This is a genomic window from Actinomyces sp. oral taxon 849 str. F0330 (assembly GCF_000239715.1).
Lineage (GTDB): Bacteria > Actinomycetota > Actinomycetes > Actinomycetales > Actinomycetaceae > Actinomyces > Actinomyces johnsonii.
In genome coordinates this window covers 114,439-131,917 of record NZ_JH470355.1, presented here as the reverse complement: position 1 = coordinate 131,917, position 17,479 = coordinate 114,439, and the positions used below count along the sequence as shown (strand labels likewise).

General features: G+C 65.1%; 12 protein-coding genes and 1 pseudogene. 7 read left to right on the top strand and 6 right to left on the bottom strand.

The genetic code is table 11. The features are described 5' to 3' along the window. Positions 1-32 precede the first annotated feature (32 nt). The gene (locus tag HMPREF0975_RS10825) at positions 33-869 is read left to right on the top strand and encodes an MT-A70 family methyltransferase (RefSeq protein ID WP_083840782.1); all 837 of its coding nucleotides are present in this window, start codon (positions 33-35) and stop codon (positions 867-869) included. Between the two features lie 35 nt (positions 870-904). Here HMPREF0975_RS10825 and HMPREF0975_RS10820 read toward each other — a convergent pair whose 3' ends face one another. After that, the gene (locus HMPREF0975_RS10820) at positions 905-1,573 is read right to left on the bottom strand and encodes an AIM24 family protein (protein WP_009234213.1); all 669 of its coding nucleotides are present in this window, start codon (positions 1,571-1,573) and stop codon (positions 905-907) included. 178 nt (positions 1,574-1,751) lie between these two features. Beyond that, positions 1,752-5,336 (bottom strand): DUF5979 domain-containing protein, encoded by a 3,585-nt coding sequence (locus HMPREF0975_RS10815; RefSeq protein WP_009234212.1) that lies wholly within the window; start codon positions 5,334-5,336, stop codon positions 1,752-1,754. Between the two features lie 619 nt (positions 5,337-5,955). Between HMPREF0975_RS10815 and HMPREF0975_RS10810 the strand changes: the two genes are divergently transcribed. Further along, positions 5,956-7,560 carry a Na+/H+ antiporter gene (locus tag HMPREF0975_RS10810; RefSeq protein WP_009234211.1) on the top strand — a complete coding sequence of 535 codons (1,605 nt, stop codon included), beginning with the start codon at positions 5,956-5,958 and terminating at the stop codon, positions 7,558-7,560. Between the two features lie 189 nt (positions 7,561-7,749). Here the strand turns inward: HMPREF0975_RS10810 and HMPREF0975_RS10805 are convergent, their stop codons facing one another. The 3 genes from HMPREF0975_RS10805 to HMPREF0975_RS10800 form a co-directional block, all read right to left on the bottom strand. Further along, positions 7,750-8,073, bottom strand: a complete 324-nt coding sequence (locus HMPREF0975_RS10805; protein ID WP_009234210.1) for a HigA family addiction module antitoxin — start codon at positions 8,071-8,073, stop codon at positions 7,750-7,752. Next, a complete protein-coding gene (locus tag HMPREF0975_RS15000; protein WP_269528425.1) occupies positions 8,048-8,242 on the bottom strand; it encodes a type II toxin-antitoxin system RelE/ParE family toxin in 195 nt (64 codons plus the stop codon). Before HMPREF0975_RS15000 ends, HMPREF0975_RS10805 begins: the two co-directional genes overlap by 26 nt. A gap of 731 nt (positions 8,243-8,973) precedes the next feature. After that, on the bottom strand, positions 8,974-11,622 hold the full coding sequence (locus HMPREF0975_RS10800) for a sialidase family protein (RefSeq protein ID WP_009234209.1): 2,649 nt from the start codon (positions 11,620-11,622) through the stop codon (positions 8,974-8,976). Between the two features lie 500 nt (positions 11,623-12,122). On the opposite strand from HMPREF0975_RS10800, the gene HMPREF0975_RS10795 reads away from it, so the two are divergent. Continuing rightward, positions 12,123-12,359, top strand: coding sequence for a hypothetical protein (locus tag HMPREF0975_RS10795; protein WP_009234208.1), 237 nt, complete (start codon positions 12,123-12,125; stop codon positions 12,357-12,359). Positions 12,360-12,461: 102 nt separating this feature from the next. Here HMPREF0975_RS10795 and HMPREF0975_RS10790 read toward each other — a convergent pair whose 3' ends face one another. After that, positions 12,462-13,058 carry an STM3941 family protein gene (locus HMPREF0975_RS10790; RefSeq protein WP_009234207.1) on the bottom strand — a complete coding sequence of 199 codons (597 nt, stop codon included), beginning with the start codon at positions 13,056-13,058 and terminating at the stop codon, positions 12,462-12,464. A gap of 212 nt (positions 13,059-13,270) precedes the next feature. Here HMPREF0975_RS10790 and HMPREF0975_RS10785 point away from each other — a divergent pair, with 212 nt between their 5' ends. The 4 genes and pseudogenes from HMPREF0975_RS10785 to HMPREF0975_RS10770 all read left to right on the top strand — a co-directional run bounded on the left by HMPREF0975_RS10785 (position 13,271) and on the right by HMPREF0975_RS10770 (position 17,421). Further along, a complete protein-coding gene (locus HMPREF0975_RS10785; RefSeq protein WP_009234206.1) occupies positions 13,271-14,095 on the top strand; it encodes a class I SAM-dependent methyltransferase in 825 nt (274 codons plus the stop codon). Positions 14,096-14,150: 55 nt separating this feature from the next. After that, positions 14,151-14,609, top strand: coding sequence for an RpiB/LacA/LacB family sugar-phosphate isomerase (locus tag HMPREF0975_RS10780; RefSeq protein WP_009234205.1), 459 nt, complete (start codon positions 14,151-14,153; stop codon positions 14,607-14,609). A 361-nt stretch (positions 14,610-14,970) separates the two neighbouring features. Continuing rightward, entirely contained in the window at positions 14,971-15,687 is a 717-nt protein-coding gene (locus HMPREF0975_RS10775; protein WP_009234204.1) for a TetR/AcrR family transcriptional regulator, read from the top strand. Between the two features lie 71 nt (positions 15,688-15,758). Further along, positions 15,759-17,421 (top strand): annotated as a pseudogene (locus HMPREF0975_RS10770) (MDR family MFS transporter). Positions 17,422-17,479 lie beyond the last annotated feature (58 nt).

The following is a 17,479-nucleotide window of genomic DNA, read 5'->3' as shown; positions in this document are numbered from 1 at the left end:
CATGTGAGATCTACTTGTGCTAAACTGTGCGTGTGACACCGAAAGTTGCGCCACTGCGCGAGAATCTTGATATTGCCCCACTTCCGCGCGTTGATGGAGGATTTAAAACTGTCCTGGCCGATCCTCCGTGGCGTTTTCAGAATCGTACCGGCAAGGTGGCCCCTGAGCATCGTCGTCTCGACCGCTACTCGACCATGAGCCTGGAGGAGATCAAAAGCCTTCCCGTGTCGGAGGTGGTGTCAGACAATGCGCACCTGTATCTCTGGGTTCCCAACGCCCTTCTGCCCGAGGGTCTGCAAGTCATGGAGGCCTGGGGGTTCCGATATGTCTCCAACATCGTCTGGGCCAAGCGCCGCAAAGACGGCGGTCCGGACGGCAGGGGTGTGGGATTCTACTTCCGAAACGTCACTGAGCTCATTCTTTTCGGTGTTCGAGGCTCCATGAGGACGCTTGCTCCGGCGAGAAGCCAGGTGAACATGATTGAAACGCGCAAACGAGAGCACTCGCGCAAGCCGGATGAACAATACGATCTCATCGAGCAGTGCTCTCCGGGACCGTTCCTGGAAATGTTCGCCCGTCACTCACGCGAGGAGTGGGTCACGTGGGGGGATGAGTCCGCGGAGGACGTCGTTCCTCGGGGGCGCACTCACAAGGGGTACGCCGGTGGACCGCTGCTCGTCCCCGCGGTTCAGCCGCATGGGCGGCTCAGCGCCAAGGATCAGGCCGTCATCGGCAGGAGGCTGCGCGCAGAGTACGACAATGGTGCCAGTATCCGCGACCTCTGCGCGCAGACCGGATACACCATCACGCGTGTGCGCACGTTACTCACCAACGCCGGCGTGATCTTCCGGGAGCCTGGGCACCACTGACAAGGCAAGTCCGGCGGTGCCCGGCTGCCGCCTGCTCAGGACGCCGCGACGATCGGCTGGCCCTCACTGGGCTGGACCACGACGAAGCCCGGCCCGTGGAAGGCCAGCTGGAAGGACTCGCCCGAGCCCCGGCCGATGAGGGAGCTCACCTTGAAGGTGCTCTTGATCTGCGGCTGAAGGTTCGCCGACCAGCAGATCGCGGCCTGCGGGTCCACGAAAGTCGGCTGCTGCGAGCAGTCCAGGAGCAGCGGCGGCCCGTCGGAGGATACCGCCACCACGCCCTGCCCCTGCACCATGAGGTTGAACAGTCCGCCAGCGAGGATCCCGGCGTTGCCCAGCATCCGGATGTCGTAGCTGAGGTGGGCGTCGAAGGCTAGGAGGGAGTGGGTGTTCACCGTGATGGCGTCACCCTCGAGCTGGAGCAGGAACACGTTGTGCGCGCTGCGGGCGAAGAACACCTCTCCCTGCCCGGTGGCGCGCATGAGGTTGCCGCCCTCACCGGTGACGGCCTTCTTGACCATGCCGCCCAGACTCTTTGATCCCTGGTAGGAGAAATCGATGTTCCCCTGGTATGCGACCATCGCCCCCTGAGCGGCGAGTACCTCCGGGCCCAGGGCGACGCGAAGCATCTTGGAGGACTGGACGGTCCAGCGCTGGCCGGTTTCCTGCTCGCGGTTGGCTTGTTCGAAGAGGGGACTGCGCACGGAGGGTACCTCTGTTCCAAGGGTTGGGACGGTGACGGGAGTCTGTCGGCTTCAGGCTACAGACTGGATGGCGTCGGCGGGCACAACTCACGACGCAATGGGGATCCCTACCCATTCGGGTAGAGACCCCCACTCGACACTCAGCAGCGTTGCGGCCGCCGGCTGTCAGCGCCTCGGCTCAGGCCCTGCGGCGGTAGGCCAGAAGCACACCTCCTGCGATCGCAGCCAGCGCCAGAGCGAGCGGGATCCCCACATACGCCCCGGTCCGGGCCAGAGACGATCCGGAGTCCTCCTGTGCCGGGTCGCTCGGTGTCGGCTCACCGGACGCAGAAGTCTCAGGGCTCGCCGACGGCGAGGGCGTGTTTACCACCTCGGTGTAGGCGTTGACGAAGGAGGTGCTCGCCACCTGGTCCTTCTCCGAGACCGTCACCGTCTGGGCCTGCGGAGCCGCCAGGGTATAGCCGTCGATTGCAGCTGACTGGCTGTTCTCGGTCACGGTGCACTGCGTCCCCGTGGGCACCCGTGGCCCGGCGACTGCTTCGCCGTCGGCCTTGGCCTTCAGCGTGCCCTCGGTCCCGTCGGTGCAGGTGTAGGAGAAGGCGAACTGCTTGTCGCCGGCCTGCGCACCCGTCACCATCTTGAGCACCGAGAAGGAACCGGTCTGGCGCGTGTAGGTATTGGTGAAGGACAGGGCGGCGTCCTTCTCCGTGATCGTCGCGCTCTGCGCTTCAGGAGTCTTCACGTCGTAGCCGTTAACCTGGGCCGACGACGTCTTCTCCGACACCGAGCACGTCGCCCCAACGGGCAGCGCCGGGCCGGAGGCGGTAGCACCGTCGCCGCGAGCCGTCAGCTCGCCGCTCACCTCGCCCTCGACGTCGGAGGAGCAGCTGTACTCGAAGGTGAAAGCCGCGTTCTTGTGAGTCTCGGCGCTATCGCCCTCCACCTTCTTCGACACGGTGAAAGTGCCGCGGTCCAGGGTGTAGGTGTTGACGGCCGAGACGCTGACGGCGGTGGCGTCCCCGCCGAGCACATCGAAGGTCGCCTTGCCGTCCCGTACGAGCTCGCCGCCCACGGCCAGGGTGGTCGACAGGCTCGTGCCCTTGGCGGAGGCGTCCTTCTCCGTGAGCGTGCACGAACCGGTCGGCACGTCGCCCACATGCGCTGTCTCACCGGCCTTGACCATCACCTGCCTGGGGGAGCCGGCCTTGCCGGTGACCTTGTCGGTGCAGGTGTACTCGAAGGTGAACTCCGCCGGCGCTAGCTGCGCGCCGTCGCCCTCCACCGTCTTGGACACCGAGAAGCCCCCGGTCTGCCGCGTATAGGTGTTTATCACCGACACCTCCGCAACCTGGTCCTTCACGATCGTCGCCGTCGTTGCGGAGTAGGCGGTGGAGACCGCGTAGCCCTCGCGCTGGGCCGAGGCAGCGTCCTCGCTCAGGGTGCACACCGTCCCCGTGGGAAGGGCTGGGCCGCCCACGGCGGTGCCGTCCATCGGGACATCGAGCGTGCCCTGGGTGGCCTCGGGGTCGTTGCAGGTGTAGCCGACCTTGACGGCCTCGCCCGCCTGCGGGGCGTAGTCGCCCTTGGCACTCTTGGTGACCGAGAAGGTGCCTGTGTCACGGGTGTAGGTGTTGGCGGCGGTGACGGCCACGGTCTGGTCCTTGGTGATGGTCACCGTGTCCTGCGACAGGCTCGAAGTCACCGAGTACCCGCTCTTGGCGGCCGCGGCGGTGTCCTCCGCCAGCGCGCAGGAGACTCCGGTCGGGATTTGCGGGGAGCTCACGGCCGTCCCGTCTCCGGGGACTGTCAGGGTTCCCTGCACGCCGCCGTCGCAGGTGTAGGTGAAGGAGTATGAGCCGTTGGCCGCCCCCTGCGGACCTCCCTGGACCGACTTGGCGATGGAGAAGGCGCCCGTGTCGCGGGTGTAGGAGTTCGTGAAGGCCGCCGTCGCGATCGGTTCGGCGGGGTCCTTGACCGTGACGGTCTGCTCCGCGGGAGCGGTGAGCGTGTAGCCGTCGAGACGGGCGGACTCGGCGTCCTCCTTCACCGTGCACGTGGTGCCCTGCGGGAAGGTCGCGCCTGCCTGGGCGGCCGCCCCGTCGCCCTTGGCGCTCACCTGTCCGGACTGGCCGTCGGAGCAGGTGTAGGTGAAGGCGAAGTCCTTGTCGCGAGCGCCCGCAGCGGCCTCAGGGCCGACGACGGTCTTCGTGACCTGGAAGGTGCCGGGCGCCTTGGCGACGTCGGCGGTGTTGTTGAGGGTCGCCTTGATCGACACCCGGTCGCCGATGGTCAGCGTATTGGTCGTGGTTCTACCGACCGCGAAGACAGGCTTTCCCCAGGCATACCCCGAAGGAGCGGGAGATGCCTGGCCGGTGTCCTCGGACAGGGTGACGACGGTGCCCTTGGGGAAGGTTCCCTGGAAGGTGTTGGTCTTGCCGATACTGATGTTGAGGACGGCCGTACCGGAGAGACCATCGGCGTTGAGCGTACCGGGGGCCTGCCAGCCGGTGTAGCCGCTGGCAGGGCCGGGCAGGACGTAGTCGACCTTGACCGGCAGGGTCGTGTTCGCGACGTCGACGGCGTCCAGGGCCGCGCCGTCCAGGGTCTTGGAGACCTCGAAACCGCCGAAACCGGGGGCCATGTCCACGGTCACCTTGAAGGAATCGGTGTAGCTGCGCGTGAACTCGCCGCGGGCGTCGGAGTGGTCGAGCGAGGCGGCATTGGTGTACCGCACGCCGGCGATGGCCTTGCCGTTCTGGGAGGTGAACGTCACCGGGTAGGAGATCCGGTAGTTGGACTCAGGGGCGAAGGGGCCCGTCACCTTGATCGTGGCGACCTGCCCCTGGATGTCCACGTCCAGGTCGAAGTCTCCGTACTTCGCGCTCAGGTCCTTGCCCGCCGCGTTAGTCAGCGACACCCCGGAGATGCTGGGCTCGGCGGCGCTGTTGCGCAGTCCGAGGTACCACCTGCTCTTGTCGTTGTTGAAGATCATGCCCGAGCCGAGCGTGTCCGTGATGGTGATGGTCCCCCGAGTCTGACCGTCCGAAGTGATGGGGGTGCCTCCCTTGGCCAGCTGCTCCTTGATGTAATCCGAGCCGAAGTTGACCTCCCACGTCATGGCTGAGGAGGCCGACGTGATGACCGAGGAGACCTTGCTGAACTTGAGGGCCGTGTATCCCCGCGCAGCGGGGCCCTTGATACCGCCGCTACCGGGCAGACGGACGCTCACTTTCTGGTTGCCGTCGACAGTCATATCCACTGACGCGGCCGTGGTGGGCTGTGTAATGAGGAGCAGTGCCTGACCCGAGCCCTTGAATTCCTTGAATCCCGCCGCTTTGAGCTCTTCAACTTTTTCGTTGAAGGTGCACTCCATGGTTCTCTCCGTCAGCCTGCATGCGCCCACCTCGGTGGAAATGCCGTTGAAGGGAATGTTGAGTGGTACGGTTTTCGGGTTCTCCAGGTTCTTGAAATGGGCGCCGAGGTCGATAGAGAAGGAGTCTCCCGGGGTCACGGTGGTCTTAGTGGCGTCCCACGTGTAGGACAGTTTGGCCACGTCCTGCGTCGTGAGGGCCTCTCCTGGGGCGTCGTTGCCGTCTCGATCCGACTTGATCAGAGCGAGATCGGATAGTGCGACGTCGGTGTTGACGGCGGCCTGGGCCTGCAAGGGAACGATCGTGCTCAGCAGCAGTGTCAGGAGGGCGAGCCAGGTGGCCGGCGACTGCCCCCGTGGCGCGACGCGCCTGAGATCGGCAGGAACCTGCATGTATACATCCTCTTCACTAGGGATCGGCGGTCTGGGGATGACCGTGAGTAACTGGTGAAGAGTATCGCGAGGAGGAAAATCAGAACAAGACTTGTGGTGTGCCTGTCAGGGGCTCCAGAAATGTTATCGGAATGTCATAAAAATGTTGTGAAAAAGAAACTTTTGGGGCTGTATCAAAAGTGCTTTCCCCTGTGTTTGCGTTGTGGTTCGGGGGTGTCTGCATGTGGGGTGGGCGTTCGTGTTTGTCCAGTCTGGAGGGTGTGTGCCTTGCTCTGTCAATGAGTCTCGGGGTGCGATCCTGTTTGCATCAAGAAATGCCTGTATCGCATTTCTAGATGCCTTGAGAAATGAGGGGGGTGTTTTTGTGAGGGTATTCAGGAGGGGGGTGGGGTGATTTCGGCTGACGTTGAAGTCGTGGTGCGATGCCTCGTCCATGTGCCTCACTCATGACGCGACCTTTGAGGTTTGAGTCGTTCTCATGCTCGCCGGCGACTACGCGAGCTGGCAGGAGGCGTCTGTAGGCTGTGCCCGGCCAGGACTCTGCTCAAGCCCTATCACGCCAGCAACGCACGTCCTCGAGCCGGCCGCAGTCAGCCCAGGAAGGGAGCCCGGCAGTCTCATGACCATCGACATGATCGTCGCACTCATTGGCGCCTCGGTTGTCGCCTACGTGATCGCCAACAGGTTTCGCCTCATCGCTCCAGTACTTCTCATTGCCGCGGGCGTGGGCGTTGCCCTGCTCCCGGTGGGGGAGGAGATGTACCTGCCCAGCACGGTGGTCCTGACGATCTTCCTGCCGATCCTCCTGTACTGGGAGTCCCTGTCCGTCTCCCTCAACCGTATGCGGCGAAGCCTGCGCGGCATCATCCTCAGCGCCACGGTCCTTGTCGCCATCACGGCCGCCCTCATCACCCTCATCGGCGTCCTCATGGGGCTGAGTGTGGGAGCCGCTCTCCTCATTGGGGCCTGCCTCGGTCCAACCGACGCCACCGCCGTCTCCAGTCTGGGACGCGGCATCAACCCCAACGGCCGCACCATCCTTCAGGCCGAGTCGCTACTCAACGACGGCACCGCCCTGGTCATCTTCGCCATCGCCCTCCAAGCCGCGCAGGACTCTTCCGGCGTCACGGCCGGGCTCGTCACACGAGAGCTCCTCCTGTCCTTCGGGGGAGGAATCGGTGCTGGAGTCCTCGTCGGTGCGGCAGTCACGAAGATCGGCATTCGGGTCCGCACCATCACCGACGACCCCATGCTGGCGACGATCACTGCCCTGGCCACCCCGTTCCTCACTTTCTTCCTCGCCGAGGAGTTCGGCGGCTCGGGAGTTCTGGCCGTCGTCACCTGCGGCATCATCATCTCCCGCTTCGCCGCACCGCACTTGCCTCTCGGTTCGCGTGTCCTCGGGACTCCGTTCTGGACCATCCTCACCTACATCCTCAACACCATCCTCTTCGTCATGGTGGGCGTCGCACTCCCTGGGATCGCAGCCGACCTTCCGCGCGCCGACCTCACTCGCGGTCTCGTCCTCATCCCCATCATCTACATCGCCATGGTGGCGGGCCGATTCGCCGGGCACCACCTCATCATCTTCTCCATCCGCGCCCTTGACCGCCGCCCCGAGCAGCGCCTGCGCCGCACCAATATCCGTGGCCGCATCGTCTCCACGGTCGCCGGTTTCCGCGGCGCGATCTCCCTGGCCATGGCGCTGTCCATCCCGGCCTCTTTCGGCGGCGTCGCCTACGCCGAGCGCAACCTCATCATCCTCGTCGTCGCTGGCGTGACGCTCCTGTCCCTCCTCATCCAGGGGATCGCCCTGCCCCACGTGGTCCGCTGGGCCAACGCCAAGCCCTCGGTCGGTGCGCAGACCGCCGAATCGGTCGAGTCGCAGGAGATCGAAGCCCTCGCCGACATCCTCGACGACACCATCAGTCAGCTCGATGCCATTGCCGAACGCGTGGGCGTCGACGACGATGAAATCATCGCGGTGGTGCGCGCCGATTACCGACGTCGCCGCGAGTCTGTGCTCAACTCAGCCGCAGAGGATGAAGTAGAGATCTACAGCGGCCCGGAGAGCGCCCTGAGACTTTCCGTCATCGACCAGCTGCGCGAGCGCGTGCATGACCTGCGCTTCGCCGGCCGCATCGACGACTCCACTGCGTCGCGAGTCAACCGGCGCCTCGACGTCGAGACTCTCCACATCAACGGTCCCATCGACGTCGAGTAAGCCGGCGGGAAAGAGCAACAGCGGGAGTTGAGAGCCAGGCCCTGCCGGTCGGTGACATCGGTCGCCTCCGTGCTGTTCGCGTCGCCAAAGCGTGCCCGATGATTATCTGCGGTCATGTCACCGCGACGTGAACCGCGCTAGCTCACCTAACCAGATGTGAGCATCGGTCACGTATGCCGTTTGCGTCGCCTACGCTACCGACTGCAGCGGCACAATGCTCTCGAGCTGCTCGCGCAGCGCCCGGCGCTCAAGCCTGAGCTCATAGTGGCTCTGCAGGTTCATCCAGAGCTCGGCAGATGTGCCGAAGTACTTGGCCAGTCGTACAGCGGTGTCTGCGGTGATGCCGCGTTTGCCGTGCACGATCTCGTTGATGCGACGCGGAGGCACGCCGATGGCTGTGGCGAGCTTGTTCTGGGTGATCCCGAAACCCTCGATGAAGTCCTCCATGAGGACCTCGCCCGGGTGAATCGGGTCGATCCGGTCAGCATCAGTGGTAGTCGACGAGTTCGACATCATCCGCACCTCCTTCATGCCAGGTGAAGCAGAGTCGCCACTGGGCATTGACCCGAATGCTGTGCTGGCCACGTCGATCGCCAGTCAGCCGCTCGAGTCGGTTGCCCGGTGGGATGTGCAGGTCTTCGACATCGGCTGCTGCGTGTAGAAGCTCCAGTTTGCGTAGCACGGCGCGCCGGAGCGACTTGTCGAGGGAGCGAACGTACTCCTCGTGCCACAGTCGCTAGGTCCCCTTGTCCGCTAAGGACCTGATCACGACAACAGGGTATAACGGAGGTCGCTAATAACGCTAGGCGTTAACTGGAGGAGAGCAGGGCGGCGATGTTGTGCCGGGCGCGTGAATGTGCTGGCGAGCGTTGATGCCATCGAGATCGTCGTCAGTGACGACTGAGAGGCTTCATCCATGGGGTTCACTGTTGGTCCTCCTGTGTCATGCGAGTGGTTCAGTGTCCAAATCGGTGACAAAGGAGCCCCGGTATCGCCGACGCAGGCGAATAGACGTTGGAATCATGCGGTTTCTTCTCGCCCGTTCTGCTCTGTTCCAGGCCTTTGTCACCGATTTGGACACTATCGGACGTCTCGTTGGTGAGAACGGAGGGCCGCTGGGGTCCTTCAGCAGCGCCGGGTCCACCTGTGCTCGATCCGTGCCATGCCAGCTCGCCGGATGTGAGCAGAGAGGTCACTCACGCGAATCTCTCTACCCTGCGGCCTGCGGCTGAAGGACAACAGCCTGCGGCCCGGGGCCGGCCTGCAGCCGCCAGCCGGCATCCGGCATCGGTGGCGAGCCCGGTCCACGGTTGGGCCGTGCCGCTGAGGAGGACAGCACTGAGGGGTGGGACGCGCCGGCATCCCACCCCTCAGTCAGTGCTCAGAGCCGGATCGAGCCGGCTCATCGCGTGTTCAGTTCTTCGTGCGACGCACCCGCAGAATCAGGTAGCCGCCCATGATCCCGGCGGTCGCAAGGCCCAGGACCAGCAGCGCGTTGGCGCCCGTCTGGGACAGGCTATGCCCCGGCTTCGTTGTAGCCCCCGTTGCCGAGGCGCCCGGAGCATTGGCCCCGTTGGTCGGCTGCGCCATGGCGCCGTCAGTCGGCCGGTCGATCTCGTCGGGCTGCGTACTGGGCGCAGGCGTCGTCCCCGGAGTCTGGCTCGGCGCCGGGCTCGCGCTCGACGATGGCTGACTGGACGGCGTTGGCAGGGAGGTCGCCCGCGAGCTCGCCGTCGATGGAGCTTGCTGCGTCCGGCTCGGCGCGGGAGCAGAGCTCGGGTGTCCACTCGGCTGTCCCGACGGCGTGGCGCTGGGCTGCTGGGAGGGCGCGGTTGAAGGCTCCGCCGTCGGCCCCTGCGAGGGCTCGGCAGACGGCTCCGGCCCTGCAGAGGGCTCGGTGGTAGGAGCAGTCGGCGCGCTGCTCGGCTCCGGCGCGGGCTCGGTGGTCGGCCCCGCGGTGGGCGCACTGCTCGGCGTAGACGTCGGCTCAGCACTCGGGGCAATGGTCGGCTCAGCACTCGGGGCTGTGGTCGGCTCGGCAGACGGTGAAGGGCTCGGCGACGGGCTCGGGGCCTGCGTGCACTGGTCGCCGACCCAGGCCATGGTGAAGTTGCGGTACCAGATGCCGCCGTAGTTCGCGCCTTCGCTGGCGTCCTCGCTGAGCAGCCCGATGCTGCCGTCGGACTGCACTGCGATCGTCGTGTAGCCGACGAAGGGCTCGTGGAAGACTTTGCCGGTCACCCAGGAGGCGCCGTCGTCGCAGGACATCGAGATGGTGCCGCGGTCGCGCGACCACGGCGTCGGGTTGGGCGAGTGGCTCAGCAGCAGCACCTTGGCGCGCGAGTCGCCGGGGGCGGCGTTCGGGAAGGCCCGGATGATCTGGGCGTTGTCCACCGAGTCGGGCAGGTTCTTGTCGCTGACCGGTTCGCTCCAGGTCTGCCCGCCGTCGGCGGAGGTGGCCACCTTGCGGAAGCCCGTGCCGTCAGAGGCGCGCGAGTTGAGCATGAGGGAGCCGTCGGAGAGCTCGACGACCTTGTTCTCATCCATCCCGGTGCCGGTCGGCTTACCGGCCTGCCAGGTCTGTCCGTGGTCGTCGGAGTAGACGGAGACCGCCTGCACCGCTCCTGCGGAGGTCTTGATCGTGTACTGCTGCACCAGGCGTCCGGCGTGGGCGCCCTGGCGGATCTGGATCCCCTGGCCCGAGGCCGCGAAGCGCGAGACCCAGGGGTTGTCCTTCGTGATGTCCGCGGTGATGGTGCGGTGCGTCCAGGTCCAGCCGTTGTCGGTGGAGGAGGAGACCTCGGCCTGGATGACGTTGCGGTCCTCCGGGTCGGTGCCGGCCCTCGAGCCGCCCCAGCCCTGATCGTAGGACTTGACGTGGAAGTTGAAGATCGTACCCGTCTGGTTGTCGACGACGTAGCTCGGGTCGGAGTAGCCGACCTTCTGGCCCGTTTCCGTGCCCTGGTGGATGTATGTGGGCGCCGACCAGGTCTTGCCGCCGTCGGTGGAGCGGCGCTGGACGATGTGGTTCGGGTTGGGGGCGTCCCCGCCCTTGTTACCGTTGTCCTTGGGTCGCTCGTCGTAGGAGACCAGCAGGTCCCCGTTGGGAGCGGTGGTGATCGCCGGGATGCGGTAGTTGTCGCTCGCCGTGTTGGCGGCCAGGTGCTGGGCCTGGCTCATCGAGGCGGGAAGCTCGGTGCTGGCGTCGGGTGCCGGGGCCGGCTCCGCCTGCGGGTGCTGGCCGACGACGCTGATCGGATCACCGGCGGCGGTGAGTGTCTGGAGGGCGGCGCCGTCGGTGCCGGTTGCAGTCAGCGTGATCGACGGCGTCCACCGGCCGGCGTCGACGTCGGCCTGCGTGATCGTGTGGGTGAGCGGCTTGCAGTTGTAGACAGCGCCCTTGCCCGGCTTGAGATTGTCCCAGTGGCACTGGCGGTCCAGGTCGTCGAAGGAGGAGTCGGTGGCGGCGACGTTGATCGTCTTATCGGCGACCGAGCGCACGCGCACCGTGTAGCTGACGGTGTCTCCCAGCTTGTAGGTCTCCTGGCTCGCCGACGGCGTGAAGGACTCGACCCGCAGTGAGGCGGGTTTGATCGGGCTTGTGTCGCCGCTGATCGTCTCCGGGGTGTTGAGGGCCTGGCCGGCGTACTCAACTGCCTTGACCTCATAGGCGATCTGCGGAGTGAAACCGCCGGCCTTGAGGTCCTCTGCGGTCACCGTGTGCGTGGCCAGGCCGGCGCAGTCGGTCTTGGTCACCCCGGCGGGGACGTTGCGCCAGCGGCACTTGGTGACGTTGCCGGACAGGTTCGTCGAGGCCGGGGCGTAGGAGTGGGCCTCGCTGCTGGTGTTGGTCAGGGTGAGGTTGAAGGTCATGACGTCGCCGACGGCGTAGAGACCGTCCTCGGGAGCGTTCACCTGAGTGATGGTGACGTCCATCAGGCCATCGGCTGTGGGGGTGGCGTGCGCCGGGGGTGCGGCGGCGATCACGCCGGTGATGGCGAGGGCCATCGAGCTCAGGAGGGCCGAAAGGCGCCTCAGGGCGGAGGGGTGGGGTTTTCTCATATGGGTTCCGTTCGGGGTGACGAGGCGGCCTTGCCTCTCTGGGTGGGGAACGCCGACGAAGGATGTCTGACGTCTTACGATAAGGTAACGGATTGTTGCGAATCTGCAAAGTTGCGCGAGTCGTCAGGCTCTCGGGGCTGGCCTGTGGTCCGTTCGACAGAGGTTGGCGGGCCGTCGGTGCCCGTGGTGGCGCCGACCGGGACGGCCTCGGGGCCCGGCGATCGCGCCGCGCCGGTGGGCCGAGTTGGAGCTCTCAGTGGTGTTGATTCGGCCGCGTGACCCCTGCTGGAACTTGCCGGATCGCCGCACGTGAATCCATCTGCGCTCAATCGATTGTGTCGAGCGCAGGATTTCGGGAATGCTCGGTGATCACAAGCTGTGAACGAAGAACGTTATCCCCAGGGTGGGGTGGTCGGGGTGTTGACCGTGCAGGTCATCCTGCACGATAGTGTCATGGGAATTCGATACTATGCATATGCTGTTGAGAAGGAAAAGTGTGCATGTTCGGAATGGGGTGGGAGCCGTGGGTCAGGGTGCTGAGACCTGAAGAGATGAAGGCGATCAGTTTGGACTTGAAGTCGTTGTGCCTGGAAGAGGGTGTGCCGATACCGGAACACGGTGATGGAGTCAGTGGTGGAGAACGTATGTCCTATGTTGCCAGCTATCTTCGGGCGGCCTGTCGATTTGCTGACGTGCTCGTCGGGAGCGGGCGCGGCATGGTTTACATGATCGGCTGAGCGATGCCGCAAGGATCGTGCTGGTGACCTGAAGAGCGTTCTACCTGCCTAGTCCCGCCGCGTTGACGTCCGTACTTGCGGCTCGGACTTGGCTGGTGTTCTCTATCGGTAACGATGACGAGCCTTCTCGAGGAGCTCGATCAGATCGGCGTTTGAGACGGCGAATCCTGAAGGGAGGGCGACTGATTTGCTTTTCCCTGCCCAGGAAACCTTAAGTACGAGGAACTGGTTTCTGCCGATCGGGTCGGTGGCCAGGAATTCGCGTCGACGCTCCCTCCCGGTATCGGTCAGATAATAGTGAATGGCGGCTATTGTTCCTGCGCGGGAGCGTATTGCCCGGAAGCCTTCAACGTCGCGCCATTCTACCTGTTCGATGATGTTGCCGTTCGCGTTCTCTAGCCTCAGTCCCTGGAATGTGAGCACCAACCGAATCCTCTGAGTCAACTGCCTGTAGGTTGCCACGGATGCGAGTAAAAACAGGGCGGAGAGTGCGAGTCCCATCGTCAGTAGTACCAGGGGTGCCGCCGAGTTGCCGGGTGCTGCTGGTGCGGTAAGGATGATGGCAGCGCTGATCGCCGTGAAGACGCTGAAGACGATGAGCTTGAGGATGAGCCGAGTTCGAGATGAGGGAATGACCAGGGTGCCGTCGCGCTCCAGCACTCCGAGGTGCTGTGCGACGCGCTCCTCTCTTTGTGGCATCGGCCGCTCCTCCTCTCCTCTGTGTGCTCTGACGTCGAGTTCGATGCTGTCATGTGAGACGCAGTGACGCCCGACGGCCGCTATATTGCGATGCAGATCACGTTTTCTGTCGCCCTATGTCCACTTCTGCGGACGAAGAACGCACCCACCCTCACTCATGCACTTGATTGTCAATATCGACACGAGTGACACTGCCTCCTAGGGTGTGGACCATGATCGACGCTGGGGTTCAGGAGACTCTCTTCTTCCCGCTTCTGGGGCGGGCCCGTGCTGCGCGGAACTGGCCGAGCTGCTTCCGGGATTCCTGGTCCGAGCGTCTGGTCTCCATGGTCTCCGCCGTTCACCCTGGTATCGAGAACATGGATATGGGTGCGATGCCCGCCGCCATCTACGCCTTGCGCCACCTTGCGGCCGTCACAGAGATCCGGCGCTACCTGGAGACCCGCCCCGGAGCCGCCGTCGTCGATCTCGGATGCGGACTGGATCGACTCGTCGACGAGGTCGACAACGGTCGGGCGCTGATCCACAACCTCGACTTCCCCGGCGTTCTCGAAGCCCGACGCGCCTGGGCCGAGCCCCATGAGCGAGAGCGGGAACTGCCCTTCTCCTTGACCGATCACCGCTGGATGGATGAGGTCGACGCCAGTGGCGGACTGATTGCCGTGGCCTCCGGGGTCTTCTACTTCCTGGAGAGCAGTTCAGTTCGAGACCTCGTCAGTGCGATGGCCCGCCGCTTTCCCGGCGGCCGTCTGATCTACGACGCCGAGTCCCCGGAGATGGTCGCAATGAGCGAGCAGGCCGTACGGGATCGAGGAATCGATGCGGCCCCCATGCCCTTCCGGGTCGCCGACCCCTGCGCTGCACACACCTGGAGCTCTCACGTATCCCAGATCAGGGTGAACTTCGACCTGTCCTCCTACGCCACCGATCCCTTAGCACTTCCTGCGCAGGTACTCGATGGCTTCGCCAAGATGAGGGAGAGCCGGGCTCTCTACGAGGTCATCGCCGATTTTGCCGTCGTAGGGGAGTCTCGCTAACACGTTGATCGCGGCAGGCTCGCCTTCCGCGATGAGGCCTGAGAGACTTGGGGACATGCGAATCGCCATCGGTGCCCCGGGCAATGGAGTCCTCTTGAAGGACGCTCTTGAGGAACGACTGGCCGGGGACGAGCGCGTGAGCGACGTCGTCGACCTGTCCGCTCCGGACATCACCTACCCGGAGGTCTCCTTCCGGGTCGCCAGAGCGGTCGCCGAGGGGAGGGCCGACCGCGGTGTTCTCATCTGCGGGACCGGTGTGGGTACCGCCATCGCCGCCAACAAGGTGCCGGGCGTGCGTGCGGCGACCGCGCACGATCTGCTCACCGTGCGCGGCTCGGTGGAGAACTATGACGCCCAGATCCTGTGCATGGGGCAGAACGTCATCGCGGCCCCCGCCGCCTGGGCGCTCATCGATATCTGGCTCGACCTGCGCCACGACCCCGCCAGCAATTACGGCCCCAAGGTTGGCGAGATCGAGGCCTACGAGGCGAGTGAGGTCCGCCACCGGGCGTGATGGGGGCAGGTTCTGCAGTTCCGCCCATAGTCTTTATGCGACTTTCATGGAACCTCGTCGAGTTCGCCGCTTATCAGGATGCCTGAGAACTGTGTGCGTGCCGAACGGAATGTCCGTGTCCAAATTTGACACAAAGGGCCTCCGGCGGTCTTGTCTATGATGCTGGAACCGCGGAATCATGCGGTTTCTTTTTGTGCATCCGAGTTGGGATGGAGCCTTTGCTATAGATTTGGACACCGCCCAGCAAATCTTGGCCAGTCTTGCTGCGTATGGGGCCTCGGTGCCCGGTTCACGACCCTCGTGAGGAACCTCGCGCTGTTCTGCATTGAGTGCAAGACTGCACTGAGTGCAATATGAGTGTGTGACCGGAACCGACCTGCGCGCCACCCATGCGCAACGCACCCGCGCCGCCATCCGCGCTGCCGCGTTCACCCTGACCAGGGAGCGTGGTTACTCCGCTATGACGGTGGACGACGTCGCAACCCTCGCTGGAGTCTCCCGGCGCACCGTCTTCAACCACTTCTCCTCCAAGGCCGATCTCCTCGTCGTCGGCCTGGAGCCCCCTGAGCCCAAGGCCATCGAGGCCTTCGTCAACGGTTCTGGAAGCCTCCTGGAGGACCTGGGAGCCCTGCTCGCCTCCGGCGCCGAGGCCGTCGAGTCCGAGGGCGGACGGCTCCTGTCCTTTCTGGAGCTCGTGCGAGACAACCCGGAGATCGAGCGAACCGTCCACGAGCGCCTGCGCGTCATCGCCATCTCCCTGACCGACGCCACCAGTCGCCGCCTGGGCGCGGAACCCGATGACCCGCGCGCTCGCGCCGTCGTCGCCCTGGCCATGGCGATTCAGCGCAGCGCCATGGACCTGTGGTGCGGACGCACTCATCCCTGGGAGCGGCGCCGAGAGGAGGCGCCGGCACGAGCCGAGGTGCCCGAAGTCTCGGTCCAGCATCCCGAGATCCGCTTGGCGGACGCCGTCCGCGTCATGGTCGAGGCAATCTCCGACGTCGTCGCTCCCCCTCGTTCCGCAGAAGCGGCCTCCGGTGCTTCCAGCGGTCTGACGCCGTCGCACTCATCGGGCTAGTCGCCCTCGGCTCTCTCAGTCCTCCTCACTGTTCGTTTTACCTGCCTACCTCAACCGTAAAGGTCGTATCCGTGACTCAAAGCACCTCGACGCCGGCACCCGCCGGCACAACCCTCCACGAGCCGGGGGCCGACTTCCACCCTGACCGCCGTTTCTGGGCGGTCTACGCCTCGCTCCTGGTCGTCATGTTCCTGTCCGCCATGGACCAGACCATCGTCGGTACCGCCCTGCCCACCATCGTTGGTGACCTCGGCGGCGCCGCCCACATGGCCTGGATCCTGACCGCCTACACCCTGGCCGTCACCGTAGCCATGCCGGTTTACGGCAAGCTCGGCGACCTCGTGGGCCGAAAGAACCTCTTCCTGGTGGCCATCGCCCTGTTCCTGGTCGGCTCGGCCCTGTGCGGGACCGCCAACACGATGACCCAGCTCATCATCTACCGCTTCATCCAGGGCCTCGGCGGCGGCGGTCTCATGATCTCCTCCCAGGCGATCACCGGCGACCTCATCCCGCCGCGCGTACGCGGCACCTACATGGCCCCCCATGGGAGCCATGTTCGGCATCGCCTCCATCTTGGGGCCCATCATCGGCGGTTGGCTGACCGATTCCGTCTCCTGGCGCTGGACTTTCTGGATCAACCTGCCGCTGGGCGTCCTCGCCTTCATCGCCATCGCCCTGGTGCTGCGCCTGCCCAGCAGCCGCCTGACCAGCCCCGTCGACTGGTGGGGGCTCGCGTTCATGGACGCCGGCGCCGTCGCCATCGTCCTCATGGCCACCTGGGGCGGCAACCAGTACGCGTGGACCAGCCCCGTCATCATCGGCCTGGGCACTGCGGGCCTGATCTGCTGGGGACTGTTCGCCTACGTCGAGACCCGCGCCGCCGACCCCATCCTGCCCTGGTCGATCCTGACCAACCGCACCTTCATCGTGGCCACGGTGGTCGGCATGCTCGCCATGGGCGGGATGATCGGCGTCATGAGCTACCTGCCCACCTACCTCCAGATGGTCTACGGGTACTCGGCCACCGCCTCCGGCCTGCTCCTGGTCCCCATCACGATCGGGATGCTCGTCTCCTCGATCCTCTCCGGCATCCTCGTCTCACGCACCGACCGCTACAAGATCTACCCGGTCCTGGGGCCCCTGGTCGCCGCCGGCGCCTCCTTCTGGCTCTCGCGCCTGTCGACGACGTCGCCCGTCTGGGAGATATCGGCCGCCACCTTCTTCATGGGAGCGGGCATCGGCATGTTCTTCCAGCTCCTGGTCACCGTGGTGCAGAACGCCATTGAGGCCAGGCACCTGGGTACGGCCACCAGCGGCAACAACTTCTTCCGCGAGGTCGGGGTCTCCCTGGGCGCCTCGCTCATCGGCGCGGCCTTCTCCTCAGGCCTCACCTCCAACCTCACCGATCGGATCGGGGAGCTGGCCCGCAGCGCCGACCCCGCCGTGCTGACCTCTCTTGGTCAGTTCCGGGAGGCCGACACCTCCTCGCTCACTCCCGCCCTGGTGAACCAGCTGCCCGCCGCCCTGCATGACGCCGTCGCGAACTCCTACGCCGATGCCCTCCTGCCGATCTTCGCCTGGATGATCCCGCTGTTCGTGGTGACCTCCGTCGTCGCGATCTTCCTGCCCGAAGTCCCCTTGTCCCAGAAGACCGGGATGGAGCAGATCGCCGAGGTCGAGGCCAGTGAGCCTGCCGGCGGCGAGTCGGCCGGTGAGAGCCTTCTGAAGGCGTAGAGCTCAGCGACTGAGGAACAACATATGGGTGGTGGGAAGACCGGCGACAGTCTTCCAC

Coding starts and splice junctions, on each gene's coding strand:
- HMPREF0975_RS10785 (WP_009234206.1), top strand. CDS start 13,271: ATGATCGACGCTGGGGTTCAGGAGACTCTCTTCTTCCCGCTTCTGGGG.
- HMPREF0975_RS10780 (WP_009234205.1), top strand. CDS start 14,151: ATGCGAATCGCCATCGGTGCCCCGGGCAATGGAGTCCTCTTGAAGGAC.
- HMPREF0975_RS10810 (WP_009234211.1), top strand. CDS start 5,956: ATGACCATCGACATGATCGTCGCACTCATTGGCGCCTCGGTTGTCGCC.
- HMPREF0975_RS10795 (WP_009234208.1), top strand. CDS start 12,123: ATGTTCGGAATGGGGTGGGAGCCGTGGGTCAGGGTGCTGAGACCTGAA.
- HMPREF0975_RS10790 (WP_009234207.1), bottom strand. CDS start 13,058: ATGCCACAAAGAGAGGAGCGCGTCGCACAGCACCTCGGAGTGCTGGAG.
- HMPREF0975_RS10815 (WP_009234212.1), bottom strand. CDS start 5,336: ATGCAGGTTCCTGCCGATCTCAGGCGCGTCGCGCCACGGGGGCAGTCG.
- HMPREF0975_RS10800 (WP_009234209.1), bottom strand. CDS start 11,622: ATGAGAAAACCCCACCCCTCCGCCCTGAGGCGCCTTTCGGCCCTCCTG.
- HMPREF0975_RS10805 (WP_009234210.1), bottom strand. CDS start 8,073: ATGTCGAACTCGTCGACTACCACTGATGCTGACCGGATCGACCCGATT.